This window comes from Planctobacterium sp. AWH2_060, from assembly GCF_056158425.1.
In genome coordinates this window covers 2,944,401-2,958,471 of record NZ_JBSWTG010000001.1, presented here as the reverse complement: position 1 = coordinate 2,958,471, position 14,071 = coordinate 2,944,401, and the positions used below count along the sequence as shown (strand labels likewise).

Genomic DNA, 14,071 nt, shown 5'->3' with positions numbered 1-14,071 from the left:
ACAGATTTCAGTTGTTTGTCGCGTTGCCAGGAAAGACATGCTGCCTATGAAAATGTCGCAAAAGTTGGTCATTGCTTTTGTATCGGCGGTGGTATTACCCACGGTCATCATCAGTGTATTGATGGTGCAGCACGGTAAACGTCAGGCAATAGAAAACTTCACCCTGTCTAACGAGCGCGAAGTCCGGCAAATTAATAATGGTCTAACCATTTTGCTGCAAAAAATTGCAGAGAGTGTTGACTATGTGGCGGGATTGGAACTGGTTCGCTCCGCCGGTAGCGGGTTAACCAGCTATCGTTCCACTACATCTGCCACTATGATGCGCCCCCTTTCCGGTAGTGCTATTGAGCGAAACATCTTTACGCTGTTTGAAGATTTTGCTGCCAGCCACCCGGATTTGACCTACATCTACATGGGCAATGAATCAGGTGGCTATGTCTCCTGGCCGCAGGAAGCCATTTCCCGACAATACGACCCAAGAATACGCCCCTGGTATCAAACCGCACTATCGGCAAATGGTGAAACCGTCAGAACCGACGCCTATTACTGGAAAATCGGGGACAAGGTCATTGTCAGCACTGTGAAAGCCTTATATCAGGATAATGGCGAGCTGATCGGTGTACTAGGCATGGATTTGTCCATGCAAAATCTCACTGAACGGATAGCACAGATAAAGCTGGGTAAGTCCGGTTTTGTGATGTTGGTGGAAGACAACGGTACTGTCTTGGTAGATCCCAACGCACCGGCCAATAACTTCAAACATATTAATGAAATCTACGGCGGGAACTTTGCGCCGATTTTCGCTATGCAGTCAGGCAATGCTGCGGTGGAAATCGATGGCGTGCGTTATTTTGCTTCTGTATACAAGTCTCCACAATTGGGCTGGAAGTTTATCGGCGTCAGTCTTGAAGATGAAATACTGCAGGAAGTCAGCGATCTATTAGAAATGAACATTATCGTGGCTATTTCCTTATTGCTGTTGTTTATTGCTCTTGCAGTGTTGTTGTCGAAAGTCATCAATAGTCAAATTGAAGAGCATCAACAATTGCTTATCAATGAGAAAGAACGGGCCGAGTCTGCGGTCAAAGCCAAAGGGGATTTTCTGGCCAATATGAGCCATGAAATTCGCACCCCGATGAATGGTGTGATCGGTATGTTGGGGCTGCTGATGGATACCAAACTACAGCCACAACAAAGTCGCTATCTGCGGCTGGCGCAATCCAGTGCCGAATCTCTATTGGATTTAATCAACGATATTTTGGATTTTTCTAAAGTTGAGGCCGGCAAAATTGAACTGGAAGAAATCGATTTCGACGTGCGCGCATTGTTTGATGAAGCTATAGAGAGTCTGGCGCAACGGGCTGAAGAAAAAGGTCTGGAGCTGATAATCGACGAGGTTGAACTGGAACGCTGCTGGGCCAAAGGGGATCCGGGCCGCATCCGTCAGGTGGTCAATAACCTGGTGGGCAACGCTATCAAGTTTACCTCGCAAGGTGAAATTGTGGTGAAAATCAGTCTGGATAAAAGTTTGCCTGACAGTTGGCGCTTGCGCTGTATCGTTACTGATACCGGTATTGGTATTCCCGATGAAAAGTTACCCCATCTGTTCAGTTCATTCACTCAGGTGGACAGTTCTACCACCCGAAAATATGGTGGCACCGGGCTGGGGCTGGCTATTTGCAAACAACTTTGCGCGGTGATGCAGGGGGAGATTTGGGTCAATAGTCAATTTGGAAAAGGCAGTACCTTTGGTTTTGAAATTCAGTTGCTGCCGGGCAAACAAATCGAGGTGCCCAGGTCCAAAGCTTCGATTCGTGGCAAACAGGTTCTGATTGTAGATGACAATACTACCAACCGAGAGGTATTGAATAAGCAATTGACCAAGTGGGGGGCGCTAGTGGCAGAAGCTGCTGATGGGGTCAGCGCGTTAAAGTTACTGCGCCGCAATCCTGAGTTTGATGCGGCAATTTTAGATATGCAAATGCCGGGTATGGATGGTGCGTCATTAGGTAAGATGATGCAGGAAGATGCCATAGTTAAACGCATTCCTATGATCATGATGACCTCTATCGGCAATGCCAAGGAACCCAGTTATTTCGCTAAGATAGGCTTCAAAGGTTATTTTACCAAGCCAGTAACCTGTTCAGATCTATACGATGCACTGGTGGTTGTATTAGACGGTGGCTCAAATTTCCCCGCCAGTACCATGGTAACCAAAGAGCAATTAAAACAGCTTAAACCCTACGTCAAAGATGGGAAATGTCGCCTGCTGCTGGTGGAAGACAATGTTATTAATCAGGAGGTTGCCAAGGGGATGCTCACTGGCTTGGGCTATGAAGTGGTAATCGCTGAAAACGGGGTGGAAGCGGTGCAGCGATTAGCCAATGATAACAATGCCAGTGGCCCACCTATTTCGGCGGTATTGATGGATTGCCAGATGCCGCAAATGGATGGTTACGAGGCTACAAGAGCCATACGAAATGGGGCTCAGGGCATCGAAAATACTTCAATCCCCATAATTGCAATGACCGCTAACGCCATGAAGGGTGATCGCGAAAAATGTATCAATGCTGGCATGGATGATTACCTGTCAAAACCGGTATCGGCTGATGAATTGCGTTCCAAGCTGGAGATGTGGTTAGGCGTTGAGGACCGCACAGAGGGAGTCGAAGAGGTTAATATTGAGCCGGACATTCCCATAAAGCACCACGCAGTCGAAATGGACGATGGTGAAAAAATCTGGGACAAACAAGGCTTTATGGAGCGAATTGGCAATAGTGAAACCCTGGCAACACGCCTGATTGGGTTATTTCGAACTACCATGCCACAGGAGTTGGCGTTGTTTGCAGAGCACATCGAACAACAAAAATTTGTCGATATTGGTAAACTGGCGCACAAAGTTAAAGGCTCAAGTGGTAGCCTGGGGGCCGTGAAAGTGGCCCGAGTGGCTGAGAACATAGAAAACGCCGCCAAAACTGAAGATATCGCTAAAGTACAAGCGCTATACAAGCAGTTTCAAAGTCACGTAGAAGACTTTATCGCTGTGTTGCCATAAAGCCTTCGCTGTGTAGGAGTTACAGGCTGACCCGTTTGTAAGGACGATATTCGGCGTGCCAGAAGAACTTGTCGATTCGCGAGTTTAATACTTCGTCGCTTACCGGTAACGCCAGCGCCTGTTCTTGGGCTTTCTTAGCAACCGCAAAGGCAATTTTCTTACTAACCGACTGTACCTGTCGCAATGGTGGCAATAAGTCACCTTCGCCGGTAGTGGCCAGAGGCGAACACTCTGCCAATGTAGAGCTGGCGGTCAACAGCATTTCATCACTGATACGGCTGGCCTTGCTGGCCAATACACCGAGCCCGATACCGGGAAAGATATAGCTGTTATTACACTGTGGAATGGTGAACCTTTTACCTTCAAACTCCACTGGTAAAAATGGACTGCCAGTGGCGACGATGGCGCGTCCTTCTGTCCAGCGAATGACATCAGCGGGATGTGCTTCTACCTGACGGGAGGGGTTGCTGAGTGGGAATATGATTGGTCGCTCCACATGGCTGGCCATGGCTTTAATCACTTCTTCGGTAAACAGGCCGCCAACACCGGAAACACCGATCAGAACCGTAGGTTTAGCGTTATTAATAACTTCCAGTACGGATGGATAATCACCGTCAAACTGCCACTTGGCAATAGCGCTACTGTCCTGAGCCAGGCACTGCTGGAAATCTCTCAGGTTTGGCGTTTTATCGGTAACCAGACCGTATCTGTCCACCATGAATATCTGGCTACGGGCTTGCTCTGGCGATACCCCTTCGGCAGTCATTTGCTGAATGATTTGTTCGGCAATACCGCAACCTGCAGAGCCTGCGCCAACAAATACGACGTTAAGATCTTTCAGTTGTGTGTTAATCGCTCCCGTTGCACACATCAATGTGCCCACAGTAACAGAAGCCGTGCCCTGAATGTCATCGTTGAAACAACAGAATTTATCTCTGTAACGCTGCAGAATGGGAGTGGCATTGTGTTGCGCGAAATCTTCAAACTGGATCATCACACCAGGCCAGCGCTTCTCAACGGCATTCATAAATAATTCGATGAACTCATCGTATTCAGACTGGCTGATTCTGGGATGACGGCAACCCATATACATGGGATCTTCCAGTAACTTTTTGTTGTTGGTACCTACGTCGAGCATGATAGGCATGGTGTAAGCCGGACTGATGCCGCCACAGGCTGTGTACAGGGATAGTTTTCCGATTGGGATACCCATACCACCAATGCCCTGGTCGCCCAAGCCCAAAATGCGTTCACCGTCAGTGACAACGATAACTTTGACATTGCGCTTTGTCGCATTGCGCAAAATGTCATCAATATCGTGACGATCAGCGTAAGATAAAAATAGTCCTCGGGACTTGCGATAAATATCAGAAAATTGCTCACAGGCATCACCCACCGTTGGGGTGTATATGATGGGCATCATCTCATCAATGTGCTCCTGTATGAGTCGATAATACAGGGTTTCATTGTTGTCCTGGATGGCGCGCAAGTATATGTGTTTGTTGATGGGGTCTGCGAAACTGGAATACTGCGCCCAGCAACGTTCCAGTTGCTCTTCAATGGTCTCATAGCGAGGCGGTAGTAGTCCCGCCAGGTTAAAGGCAACACGTTCCTCATGGCTGAAGGCACTGCCTTTGTTAAGTAGTGGCGTTTCCAATAAGGCTGGACCGGCATAGGGGATATAAAGTGGATCGTTATTGTCTTCTTGCATAGTGTTTAACGTAGGGTCAATGTTGTTGAAAGTATAGCGGTAAATCAACGATAGTTGAGAGCAATTATGCTGGTAAGACGAGCCTGTTGCTGCGCCTACCGGCAAAATTGTGTTTAAAAGATCTCATCTTCCATTGAAGGTGTCTGTTGTTCGTCTGTGGTTTGATCAACAATTTCGTGCTCGGCTACCCATTCGGTGGGTTCTGTGCCAGCGATAAAATACTCAAAGCGCGAGGTGTGATCGGTGCGGCTGGTTAGTTTGCCGGTGGTTCTGTCAATTCGCACAGAAACGATGTTCTCAGGTATGGTACCGCTAACTTCCGGTACATCCTTAAGGGCACTTTCCATAAACCGGATCCAGGCCGGTTGTGCGGCTTTCGCACCATCTTCACCACCTTGCATGGCATTGCCAATAATCGTGGTGTTATGAGGATTATTGCGGATCAGGTAGGGATATGCGGCCGTTCTTCCCAGCGATCGACTGGCATCATCAAAACCAACCCAGCTAGTGGCTACCAAATCCGGATGAAATCCACTAAACCAGGTATCTTTCGAATCGTTGGTGGTACCGGTTTTTCCAGCTAAGTCTTTGCGTCTTAATAACGAGTTAGCCCGCCAACCTGTGCCGCGCCAGTAGGTTTTATTTCTGACACTGCCACTACCAGTGATGGCGGTTCGCAGCATTTCAGAGACTAAAAAGGTATTTTGACCGGATACCACTTGCTCCGCCTGAGGTGGTAGCGGGCTAAGTACGGTTTGGTGATTTGGTGCATCACCCGGAATGGGGGTACTGATTTGTGCAGTCAGGCCTTCGGTTTCTTCACAAACCGGGCAGGCGGTAACAGGGTTGGCTTGCCACACATATTCACCATACTGGCCTTCTATGCGTTCGATAAAGTGCGGCTCCACGGCATAGCCTCCATTGGCGATGGTGGCAAAACCGTTGGCTACTTCCAGAGGGGTAATTGAAGCCGAACCCAATGACAGTGATTCATCACGCGGTAAATCTTCCATCTGAAAACCAAATTTTCGCATGTGGTTTCTGACGTTATCAATGCCCACGGCACGCAATAAGCGCACCGCTACGACGTTTTTCGATTTACCCAGCGCGATACGCATTCTGATGGGGCCGTCATATACCGCTGGCGAGTTGGCTGGACGCCACGCCCGGCCGGAACTGCGATCCCATTGATTGATTGGCGCATCATTTATAATGGAGGCTATGGTATAGCCCTGATCCAACGCTGCAGAGTATAAAAAGGGTTTGATATTTGAACCCACCTGACGTTTTGCCTGGGTGGCTCTGTTAAACTGGCTCTGATAAAAGCTATAGCCGCCTACCAGAGCACGTACCGCACCATTGTTGGGATCTAAGGCGATCAATGCACTACTGGCTTCTGGAAATTGCGAAAGTTGCCAGCGCTGATCTTCATTGCGTTGTCGGATCCAGATTAACGCACCTTCCTGAAGGATATCACTGGCAATGTCAGGTGGATTGCCTTGGCGGGTATCCGTGATGTACGGCCGTGCCCAAGCCAGGCCATCCCATTCAATACGGCGATAAGCACCGGTTTTGTCAATGACTGCTATAGCCTGCTCAAACACATCGGTGACCACGGCTGGAATGAGGGGGCCATAAGTTGAGAAACTTCTGAGGTGGCTGGCGATTTGTTGTTCAGTCCAGGCCATGTCTGGCACAAAGTTATCTTTATTGGGGTCGTTTTGCGCGGGGGATTTACGCCATAGTTGGGTAATAGCACCGCGATATCCATGTCTTTCATCATAATCATGCAGGTTTTGTCGCAACGCCTCGATGGCGGCTTTTTGCATGTCGTAGCTGGCAGTGGCGTATACTTTATAGCCGCCGGTTTCGGCTTCTTCTTTGCCATAGAGCGCGGTCATTTCGTTGTAGATGACATTGGCCAGATAGGGCGCATCTAATTCGATTTCTGCCCCGTGTAGTTTGGCTGTGACCGGCTCAAGGGCGGCGCTTTCATATTGCTCTCTGGAGATAAAGTTTTCGTTGAGCATTCTGCCCAGAACTACTTTGCGACGGTTAACCGAGCGCTCCGGGCGACTGATAGGGTTCATGGTGGAAGGGGCTTTGGGCAATCCCGCCAGAGTGGCAATTTGTGCCAGGCTCAGCTCATTCAGTCCCTTTCCATAATACACCTGAGCGGCTGCGCCGAAACCAAAGGCGCGATGCCCCAGTTCTACTTTATTGATATACAGAGATAAAATCTCATCTTTGGTGAGTACTCGTTCAATGTGCCAGGCGATAAAGATTTCTTTTAGCTTACGTATAAAGGTTTTATCACGGGTCAGGAAAAAGCCGCGGGCCAATTGCATGGTGAGGGTACTACCCCCCTGGCTCAATTGACCGGTGATCATCAGGTTAAAGGCGGCTCGCATAATACCTATGGGATCGATACCTGGATGTTCGTAAAAACGGCTGTCTTCGGTGGCCAGGATAGCGTCTATTAACTGTTGTGGCACTTCATCCAGCGTCACCGGGATACGACGTTTGACACCGTATTGAGAAATGAGTCTGCCATCACGGGTGAAGATCTGCATAGGGGTCTGCAGTTTGACGTCTTTGAGCACTTCCACACTGGGCAGATCGGCGCGAATATAAAAATATAATCCGGCAATGGTCACCACCGCAAATATTGACCCCAGTGCAAAGATACTAATGACGTATTTTAAGAATTTACTCACGTTTTGGCGTTATCCCGCGTCGTTCTGTGTCTGGCAATGCCAGAGTTATTCAAGAGACTCAATGACGAGCTCGGCATTTTATCTTAAAACCCACTCTTATTGAAACTTCCTGCGCATTAAGCTTTGAGTAATTGTTCACAATTTAGCAGCTCAGTTATTGGTGCATATTGCCAATTTGGCGACTAAATTAAAGAATTACTGAAAAAATACGATGAAATGCATATAAATTAATACGTTAGTTTGCCTGCAGCTAACTATTTTTGTTACATCTGGTTAAATTTAATCTATGATTCTATTGAGCACAGAAAAGAGACAATAGCTTGAATCTGAGTATAGGAAACAATAAAAAGCAAATTTTGGGGGTCGACATAGGGAGTCGCTATGTCAAAGCCTTGTTGTTATCTCAGAAAGGCAAACGCTTTAGTATTGACGCAATCGCCTGCGAGCCCATTTATGGCAATGTCATGCAAGAGCGAGAAATCAAAGATTACGACGCCGTCAACCACGCTCTTAAAAAGGTTCGCAAAGCACTGCAAACTAACGTAAAAAATATTGCAATCGCTATTTCCGGCTCAACGGTGCTCACCAAGATTGTTGATATGGAACTGGGCCTGAGTGATATCGATTTAGAAGCCCAGATAGAAATTGAGGCCGACAGTTTAATTCCATACCCGCTCAACGAAGTCTACATGGACTTTGAAGAAATCGGTCCCTGTGCCCGCAAGCCCGGCCGCGCAGATATCCTGCTCAGCGTTGCCCATAAGAACATAGTGGAAAATCGCACTCTGATATCCCGTGAGGTGGATTTCGAAGTAAAGATCATGGATATTGAGGGGTATGCACTGGGAAACGCCTTGGTGAATTTTGGTCAGTTTTCTGAAGAAGAGGCGGTTTTTTGTCTCAATGTGGGAGCCGCACAATTACAGTTAACGGTAATTCGGGGAAAACAGGTGATCCTGAGCCGGGAGTTGGCTTTTGGTACTGATATGTTAGCCAATGAAATTGCTGCCAGTTTTAACTTGGGCATTAATGATGTTCAGAAAGGCCTCATTTCAGGGGATTTACCCGACACCTGGCGGGATTTACTCTACCCACAATTTTTATCTACCTTGCAAATGCAAATAAACCGTATTTTGCAGCTTTACGTCACTAGTTTTAATGCAGAATTGCCACAAAAAATATACATGTCAGGTGGAGCGACCATATTAGAAGGGGTTGTTGAAGATCTGGCGATGGATATGAATATTGATATTGCTTTATTCGAACCGTTGCAGCACATGGATACCGCAAAGAATGTCAGTCTCGATGAATTCTACGGTGCACAGTTTGCCGTTGCCGCAGGGCTGGCATGGAGAGGTTTCTCGACATGTCATACATAAATTTACTGCCCTGGCGTGAAAAGCAAAGAGAAAAGCAAAAACAAATGTACCTGGCGACATTGGCGTTTTGTGCTCTGTTGGCGGTGGGATTGGTACTGGGCATTGGTAGCTTTCTGGATAATCTGATTAAAAACCAGCAACAACGCAATCAATTTCTGGAAAAAGAGTTGGCGATTCTGGACGTGCGAATCGGAAAAATAGCTACTATCAAAAAACAAAAGGAAAACATTGAAAAGCGCATTTCTCTGATTCAACAATTGCAGGAACATAGAAATGTCAGTCCTATTGTACTGAACGAGCTGGCCACCCTGGTGCCGCCCGGCATTGCATTTAAGCAACTGAATCGCAAACAAAATCGCATCGAGATTATTGGCGTCAGTGAATCTAATAACCGCCTGGCTGATTTTATGCGTCGGCTGGAAAATTCACCAGTATTTGTGGGTAATGATCTGTCATCCGTTGTGGCCGATACCAGCACAACCGAAGCGGTTAGTGACTTTAAACTGACTTTTATGATTAGTCCTAAAATTGCACCCCCCCTGGTGAGTTTGAGTGAAGCGGAGCAAGCCCAATGAAGTTTGATTTCGCAAAACTCAAGGAAATGAATGATCTGGACTTTGAGCAAATCGCTTACTGGCCTTTTGAGGTTAAAACGGTGTTTGCTTTAATGGTTTGCCTAATGGTGGGAGGTGGCGCATTTTACTTCCTGGTGAAAGACAAACTTCCCATCCTCGATAGTGAGCAAAAACGAGAATTTGAACTCAGGGGCACCTATGAAGCCAAATACCTGATTGCGGCCAATCTGGAAGCCTATGAGCAACAATTGGAGCGCTTAAAGCTGGATTTTCAAAAAGTGGTGAAGTCTTTGCCCACCAACAATGAAACGCCAGGATTGTTAGATGACATCACTCTGGTAGGGACTTCGTCGGGGCTGACCTTTAAAGGCATTAACTGGGAAAATGAGATCCCCAAAGAGTTTTACACAGAGTTGCCAATTCGCATTGAAGTCAATGGTGAATATCACGAGTTTGGCGAATTCCTTTCAGCCATTGCCAGTTTGCCCAGAATTGTCACTGTGCATGATTTTGAAATGGTCACTTCACCGCAAGAACTACGACTGACAATGGCGGCGAAAACTTACCGTGCAACACCTGAGGTGGAAGGTCAATGATCAGGCGCGCACTGGGGATTGGTATTGTAATCATGTTGAGTGGCTGTGCTGCGGATACCTCGGATCTACAGCAATTTATTGCTACCGTACAGACCTCAACACCGCCACCGATTGAGCCTTACCCGGAATTTAAACCTGTGCCAGCGTTTGTCTATGCTGCGCAGGATGAAAGAAGCCCTTTTAGCAGACCGAGAAATCAGGATTTGGCATTGCAGGATCAGACCACCGGCAATTGCTCTCAGCCGGATATTCGACGTCCCAAGGATCCACTGGAAGCCTACGGCACCGATGCTTTAAGCATCCAGGGATTCTTTACCAGTAAAGGGCAAAAATGGGCACTTATTACCGCAAATGATGGAAGCTTGCACAGGGCGACAGTGGGTGACCATCTGGGATTATTTTTTGGGAAAATAACGCGTATCAGCGAAAATGCCGTGTACTTTACCGAGCAATTACCCGACGGCGCGGGATGTTGGCAGGCAAAAAGCTCGAGAATAACAATATCAAACGGCTCCGGAGATTTATAACATGGGTATTAGCAAATCATTTTTCAATTTGGGGATAATCACCGTTGCTTTGTTGTTTTGTATTCCCGCGACGATTGCACAGCAAAACGATGTTCGCCTGGTGGATCCGGCACCTTCTTCCAAAGCATCAGCGCATTCCGTACTGACCAACATTGAATTTCAACAACTGCCCGACAACACCGGCGAATTGTTGATCGAGTTCGATTCGGCAGAGTTTCAGGTGTTGATGTCCAGAGAGAGCAAGTTGTTGCACGTGAATTTACATGGTACCCGATTGGGGGAAGGGCAGCTGATGCGTCTCAATGTGTCGGAGTTTACCACCCCAATTCAGTTTGTAGAGACCTTTCAGGATGCCACGCAATCCTCCATAGTTATTGAAATGGCGGGAGATTTTACGCATCGCCATGAAAAAGACGGCAAATTGCTGAAAATTCAGGTCAGTGAGATAAAAGCCAATGATCAGGAAGCGCAATACCAGGCCCAGTTTTCCGGTGAGCCGATCTCGTTAGATTTCCAGGATGTCCCGGTGCGCCAGGTATTACAAATCATCGCCCAGGTAAACGGCTTCAACCTGGTAACTACTGATTCAGTGACCGGAAACGTCACTATTAGTCTCACGGATGTGCCCTGGGATCAGGCGCTGAGTATGATTTTGCGTATCAAAGGCCTGGATCAGCGCATGGAAGGTAACATTCTATTAGTGGCACCTGCGGAAGAATTAGCTGCGCGTGAAGCGCAGATTTTACAAACCCAAAAACAGGCCGCTGATCTTGCTCCTCTGAGTACCCGTCACGTGCAAATTAACTATGCCAAAGCCTCAGAGTTGGCACTGATCCTCAAATCCAGCGAAGGTAGTGTGCTTAGTGCCAGAGGCAATGTTACGGTTGATGAGCGCACCAATACCCTGATCATTAAAGATTCAAATGATTCTATCGCCGATGCCCTGGAAATGATTGAAATACTGGATATACCGGTGCGCCAGGTATTAATTGAATCGCGCATGGTGACGGTACGGGATGGTGTCGATGAGCAGTTCGGCGTGCGCTGGGGCTTTAGTGATCGTCAGGATGAAGATGGAGTGTCTGGTTCACTGGAAGCCGCTGATTCAATAGCCGGTGGCACAATACCGGCAATCGATGACAGGTTAAATGTAAACCTCCCGGTAAACTCGCCGGCAGGGCGTATCGGATTTACGGTGGCTCGCCTGGTGGATGGCACCATTTTGGATTTGGAGTTGTCAGCGCTGGAAACTGAGAATAAAGGTGAAATCATCGCCAGTCCCAGAATTACTGTGGCTAATCAACACGAAGCTTACATCGAACAGGGTACTGAAATTCCCTATGTACAGGCCACCTCCAGCGGTGCAACTTCGGTGGAATTCAAAAAAGCGGTGTTGAGTATGATGGTAACGCCGCATATTACCCCGGATAATCGCATTATCCTTGATTTGGTGGTAACTCAGGACACCCGTGGCGAGACAGTGTCGACGCCTACGGGGCCGGCGGTGGCCATTGATACGCAGGAAATCTCCACTCAGGTGCTGGTGGAAAATGGCGAAACCATAGTGTTGGGCGGTATTTTCCAGCAAACCATTTCGGATGCCGATACCAAAGTGCCTTTGTTAGGCGACTTACCAGTAGTAGGAAATCTGTTTAAACAGAGTCAGCAAGTTAACGACAAACGGGAGCTTTTGATCTTCGTCACCCCAAAAATTCTCACTGATACCTTGTAAAGCAAAAAAATAGCCCCATAACTGGCGGATTGTTTTAAGCAAACTGAAGATAAGGCAAGCAAAAGGGTTGCCAAATCGCGCCTGTAACTGAGATAATCCCGCTCTCGAAAATCGAGCGAGGTTGGAATTTCCATTTTTTTAGATTGTTGACGTAGATAAAATGGCCGAAAAAAGAAACATTTTTTTAATTGGGCCGATGGGGGCTGGCAAAAGTACCATTGGCAGACATCTGGCAGACGAATTACATTTAGAATTTTATGACTCAGACCAGGAAATCGAGAAGCGCACTGGCGCCGATATTTCCTGGGTGTTTGATATTGAAGGCGAAGAAGGTTTTCGCGATAGAGAAGAGTCTGTCATCACTGATTTAACTGAAAAACAAGGTATCGTTCTGGCGACAGGCGGTGGTTCTGTGGTGCGTAATGCCGTCAGAAACCGTTTATCGGCACGCGGTATTGTGGTGTATCTGGAAACCACGATTGATAAACAAGTAGCCAGAACTCAACGTGATAAACGCCGTCCGTTGTTGCAAAATAATGATCCCGAAGCCGTATTGAAAGATTTGGCCGGAGAACGCAATCCATTGTACGAAGAAATTGCCGATTACACGGTGCAAACCGACGATCAAAGCGCTCGTGCAGTAGCTAACGCGATTATTAGTAAAATCGGCTTATAAAAATACCATTTGGGGGGAGCGCGCATGTCGACCTTAACAGTAGAGTTGGGGGAGCGTAGCTACCCCATAACCATTTCCGAAAATTCTCTTTCACAAGCACACCTCATTCGAGACTTCCTGAAAACCCAACAAGTTTTTGTGGTTACCAATCCAACGGTTTACGCCCTGTGGGCTGACAAGTTATGCGCCGCATTAACTGGCATCGACGTGCAGTTTATCCAGGTGCCAGACGGTGAAGAGTATAAAACCTTGCAAACCATGGAAACCGTGATTGGTGAGTTATTGCAGCGCCATGCCGCCAGAGATGCCACCTTGCTGGCATTAGGAGGCGGTGTAATTGGTGATTTGACCGGTTTTGTAGCTGCCAGTTTTCAACGTGGAATTCCCTTTATCCAGGTGCCCACCACTTTATTATCTCAGGTGGATTCCAGTGTCGGCGGTAAAACTGCGGTAAACCACGCCTTGGGTAAAAATATGATAGGTGCTTTTTACCAGCCCAAAGCGGTGATTATCGACACCGAAACGCTGAAAACACTTCCGGCCAGAGAGTTTGCCGCCGGTATGGCAGAAGTTATCAAATACGGCATTATTTACGATGCAGAGTTTTTTGCCTGGCTGGAAAACAACCTTGAAGCCATTAAGGCTTTGGATTCTGCTACTTTGCAAAAGATGATTTATCGCTGTTGTCAGATTAAGGCTGAAATTGTGGCACAGGACGAACGAGAAAAAGGACTGCGCGCTTTACTGAATTTGGGCCATACTTTTGGACATGCGATTGAAGCCGAACAGGGTTATGGCAACTGGTTACACGGCGAGGCTGTTTCTGCTGGCACTATTATTGCTTCAGTTGTTGCACAGAAAAAAGGCTGGTTAACAGTGTCAGAAGTTAGTCGCATCACTGATCTACATGCGGCTTTTGATTTACCGATTTCTGCGCCGGATTCTATGGGCTATGATGCGTTTATACGTCATATGCAGCATGATAAAAAAGTGGAAGCCGGACAAATACGCTTTATCATTCCGCAAGGAATTGGGCAGGCGGTGGTGACTTCTGACATCGACGAACAGCTGTTGCGAGACGTTTTAAACTAACATCGAACAGG

General features: G+C 47.4%; 10 protein-coding genes. 8 read left to right on the top strand and 2 right to left on the bottom strand.

Annotated features, from left to right (window positions below; translation table 11 throughout):
• The first annotated feature begins 37 nt into the window (after positions 1 to 37).
• Complete coding sequence (locus ACXAD8_RS12580) at positions 38 to 3,055, top strand: hybrid sensor histidine kinase/response regulator (RefSeq protein WP_475229073.1); 3,018 nt, start codon at positions 38 to 40, stop codon at positions 3,053 to 3,055.
• Positions 3,056 to 3,074: 19 nt separating this feature from the next.
• Here ACXAD8_RS12580 and ACXAD8_RS12575 read toward each other — a convergent pair whose 3' ends face one another.
• Positions 3,075 to 4,766, bottom strand: a complete 1,692-nt coding sequence (locus ACXAD8_RS12575; protein ID WP_475229071.1) for an NAD-dependent malic enzyme — start codon at positions 4,764 to 4,766, stop codon at positions 3,075 to 3,077.
• Between the two features lie 113 nt (positions 4,767 to 4,879).
• A complete protein-coding gene (locus tag ACXAD8_RS12570) occupies positions 4,880 to 7,483 on the bottom strand; it encodes a penicillin-binding protein 1A (RefSeq protein WP_475229068.1) in 2,604 nt (867 codons plus the stop codon).
• A gap of 320 nt (positions 7,484 to 7,803) precedes the next feature.
• Here ACXAD8_RS12570 and pilM point away from each other — a divergent pair, with 320 nt between their 5' ends.
• The 7 genes from pilM to aroB all read left to right on the top strand — a co-directional run bounded on the left by pilM (position 7,804) and on the right by aroB (position 14,060).
• Positions 7,804 to 8,862, top strand: coding sequence for a type IV pilus assembly protein PilM (pilM, locus tag ACXAD8_RS12565; RefSeq protein ID WP_475229066.1), 1,059 nt, complete (start codon positions 7,804 to 7,806; stop codon positions 8,860 to 8,862).
• On the top strand, positions 8,850 to 9,437 hold the full coding sequence (locus tag ACXAD8_RS12560; RefSeq protein ID WP_475229063.1) for a PilN domain-containing protein: 588 nt from the start codon (positions 8,850 to 8,852) through the stop codon (positions 9,435 to 9,437). The genes pilM and ACXAD8_RS12560 overlap by 13 nt, the downstream gene beginning before the upstream one ends.
• Positions 9,434 to 10,033, top strand: a complete 600-nt coding sequence (locus ACXAD8_RS12555; protein ID WP_475229061.1) for a type IV pilus inner membrane component PilO — start codon at positions 9,434 to 9,436, stop codon at positions 10,031 to 10,033. The genes ACXAD8_RS12560 and ACXAD8_RS12555 overlap by 4 nt, the downstream gene beginning before the upstream one ends.
• Positions 10,030 to 10,560: a pilus assembly protein PilP gene (locus tag ACXAD8_RS12550; RefSeq protein WP_475229058.1), complete on the top strand. Its 531-nt coding sequence runs from the start codon at positions 10,030 to 10,032 to the stop codon at positions 10,558 to 10,560. The genes ACXAD8_RS12555 and ACXAD8_RS12550 overlap by 4 nt, the downstream gene beginning before the upstream one ends.
• 1 nt (position 10,561) lies before the next feature.
• Positions 10,562 to 12,292: a type IV pilus secretin PilQ gene (locus ACXAD8_RS12545; protein ID WP_475229056.1), complete on the top strand. Its 1,731-nt coding sequence runs from the start codon at positions 10,562 to 10,564 to the stop codon at positions 12,290 to 12,292.
• A 160-nt stretch (positions 12,293 to 12,452) separates the two neighbouring features.
• Complete coding sequence (aroK, locus tag ACXAD8_RS12540) at positions 12,453 to 12,968, top strand: shikimate kinase AroK (RefSeq protein ID WP_229530872.1); 516 nt, start codon at positions 12,453 to 12,455, stop codon at positions 12,966 to 12,968.
• A 24-nt stretch (positions 12,969 to 12,992) separates the two neighbouring features.
• Positions 12,993 to 14,060 (top strand): 3-dehydroquinate synthase, encoded by a 1,068-nt coding sequence (aroB, locus tag ACXAD8_RS12535; protein WP_475229052.1) that lies wholly within the window; start codon positions 12,993 to 12,995, stop codon positions 14,058 to 14,060.
• Positions 14,061 to 14,071 lie beyond the last annotated feature (11 nt).

Coding starts and splice junctions, on each gene's coding strand:
- aroK (WP_229530872.1), top strand. CDS start 12,453: ATGGCCGAAAAAAGAAACATTTTTTTAATTGGGCCGATGGGGGCTGGC.
- ACXAD8_RS12550 (WP_475229058.1), top strand. CDS start 10,030: ATGATCAGGCGCGCACTGGGGATTGGTATTGTAATCATGTTGAGTGGC.
- ACXAD8_RS12575 (WP_475229071.1), bottom strand. CDS start 4,766: ATGCAAGAAGACAATAACGATCCACTTTATATCCCCTATGCCGGTCCA.
- aroB (WP_475229052.1), top strand. CDS start 12,993: ATGTCGACCTTAACAGTAGAGTTGGGGGAGCGTAGCTACCCCATAACC.
- ACXAD8_RS12545 (WP_475229056.1), top strand. CDS start 10,562: ATGGGTATTAGCAAATCATTTTTCAATTTGGGGATAATCACCGTTGCT.
- ACXAD8_RS12580 (WP_475229073.1), top strand. CDS start 38: ATGCTGCCTATGAAAATGTCGCAAAAGTTGGTCATTGCTTTTGTATCG.
- ACXAD8_RS12555 (WP_475229061.1), top strand. CDS start 9,434: ATGAAGTTTGATTTCGCAAAACTCAAGGAAATGAATGATCTGGACTTT.
- ACXAD8_RS12560 (WP_475229063.1), top strand. CDS start 8,850: ATGTCATACATAAATTTACTGCCCTGGCGTGAAAAGCAAAGAGAAAAG.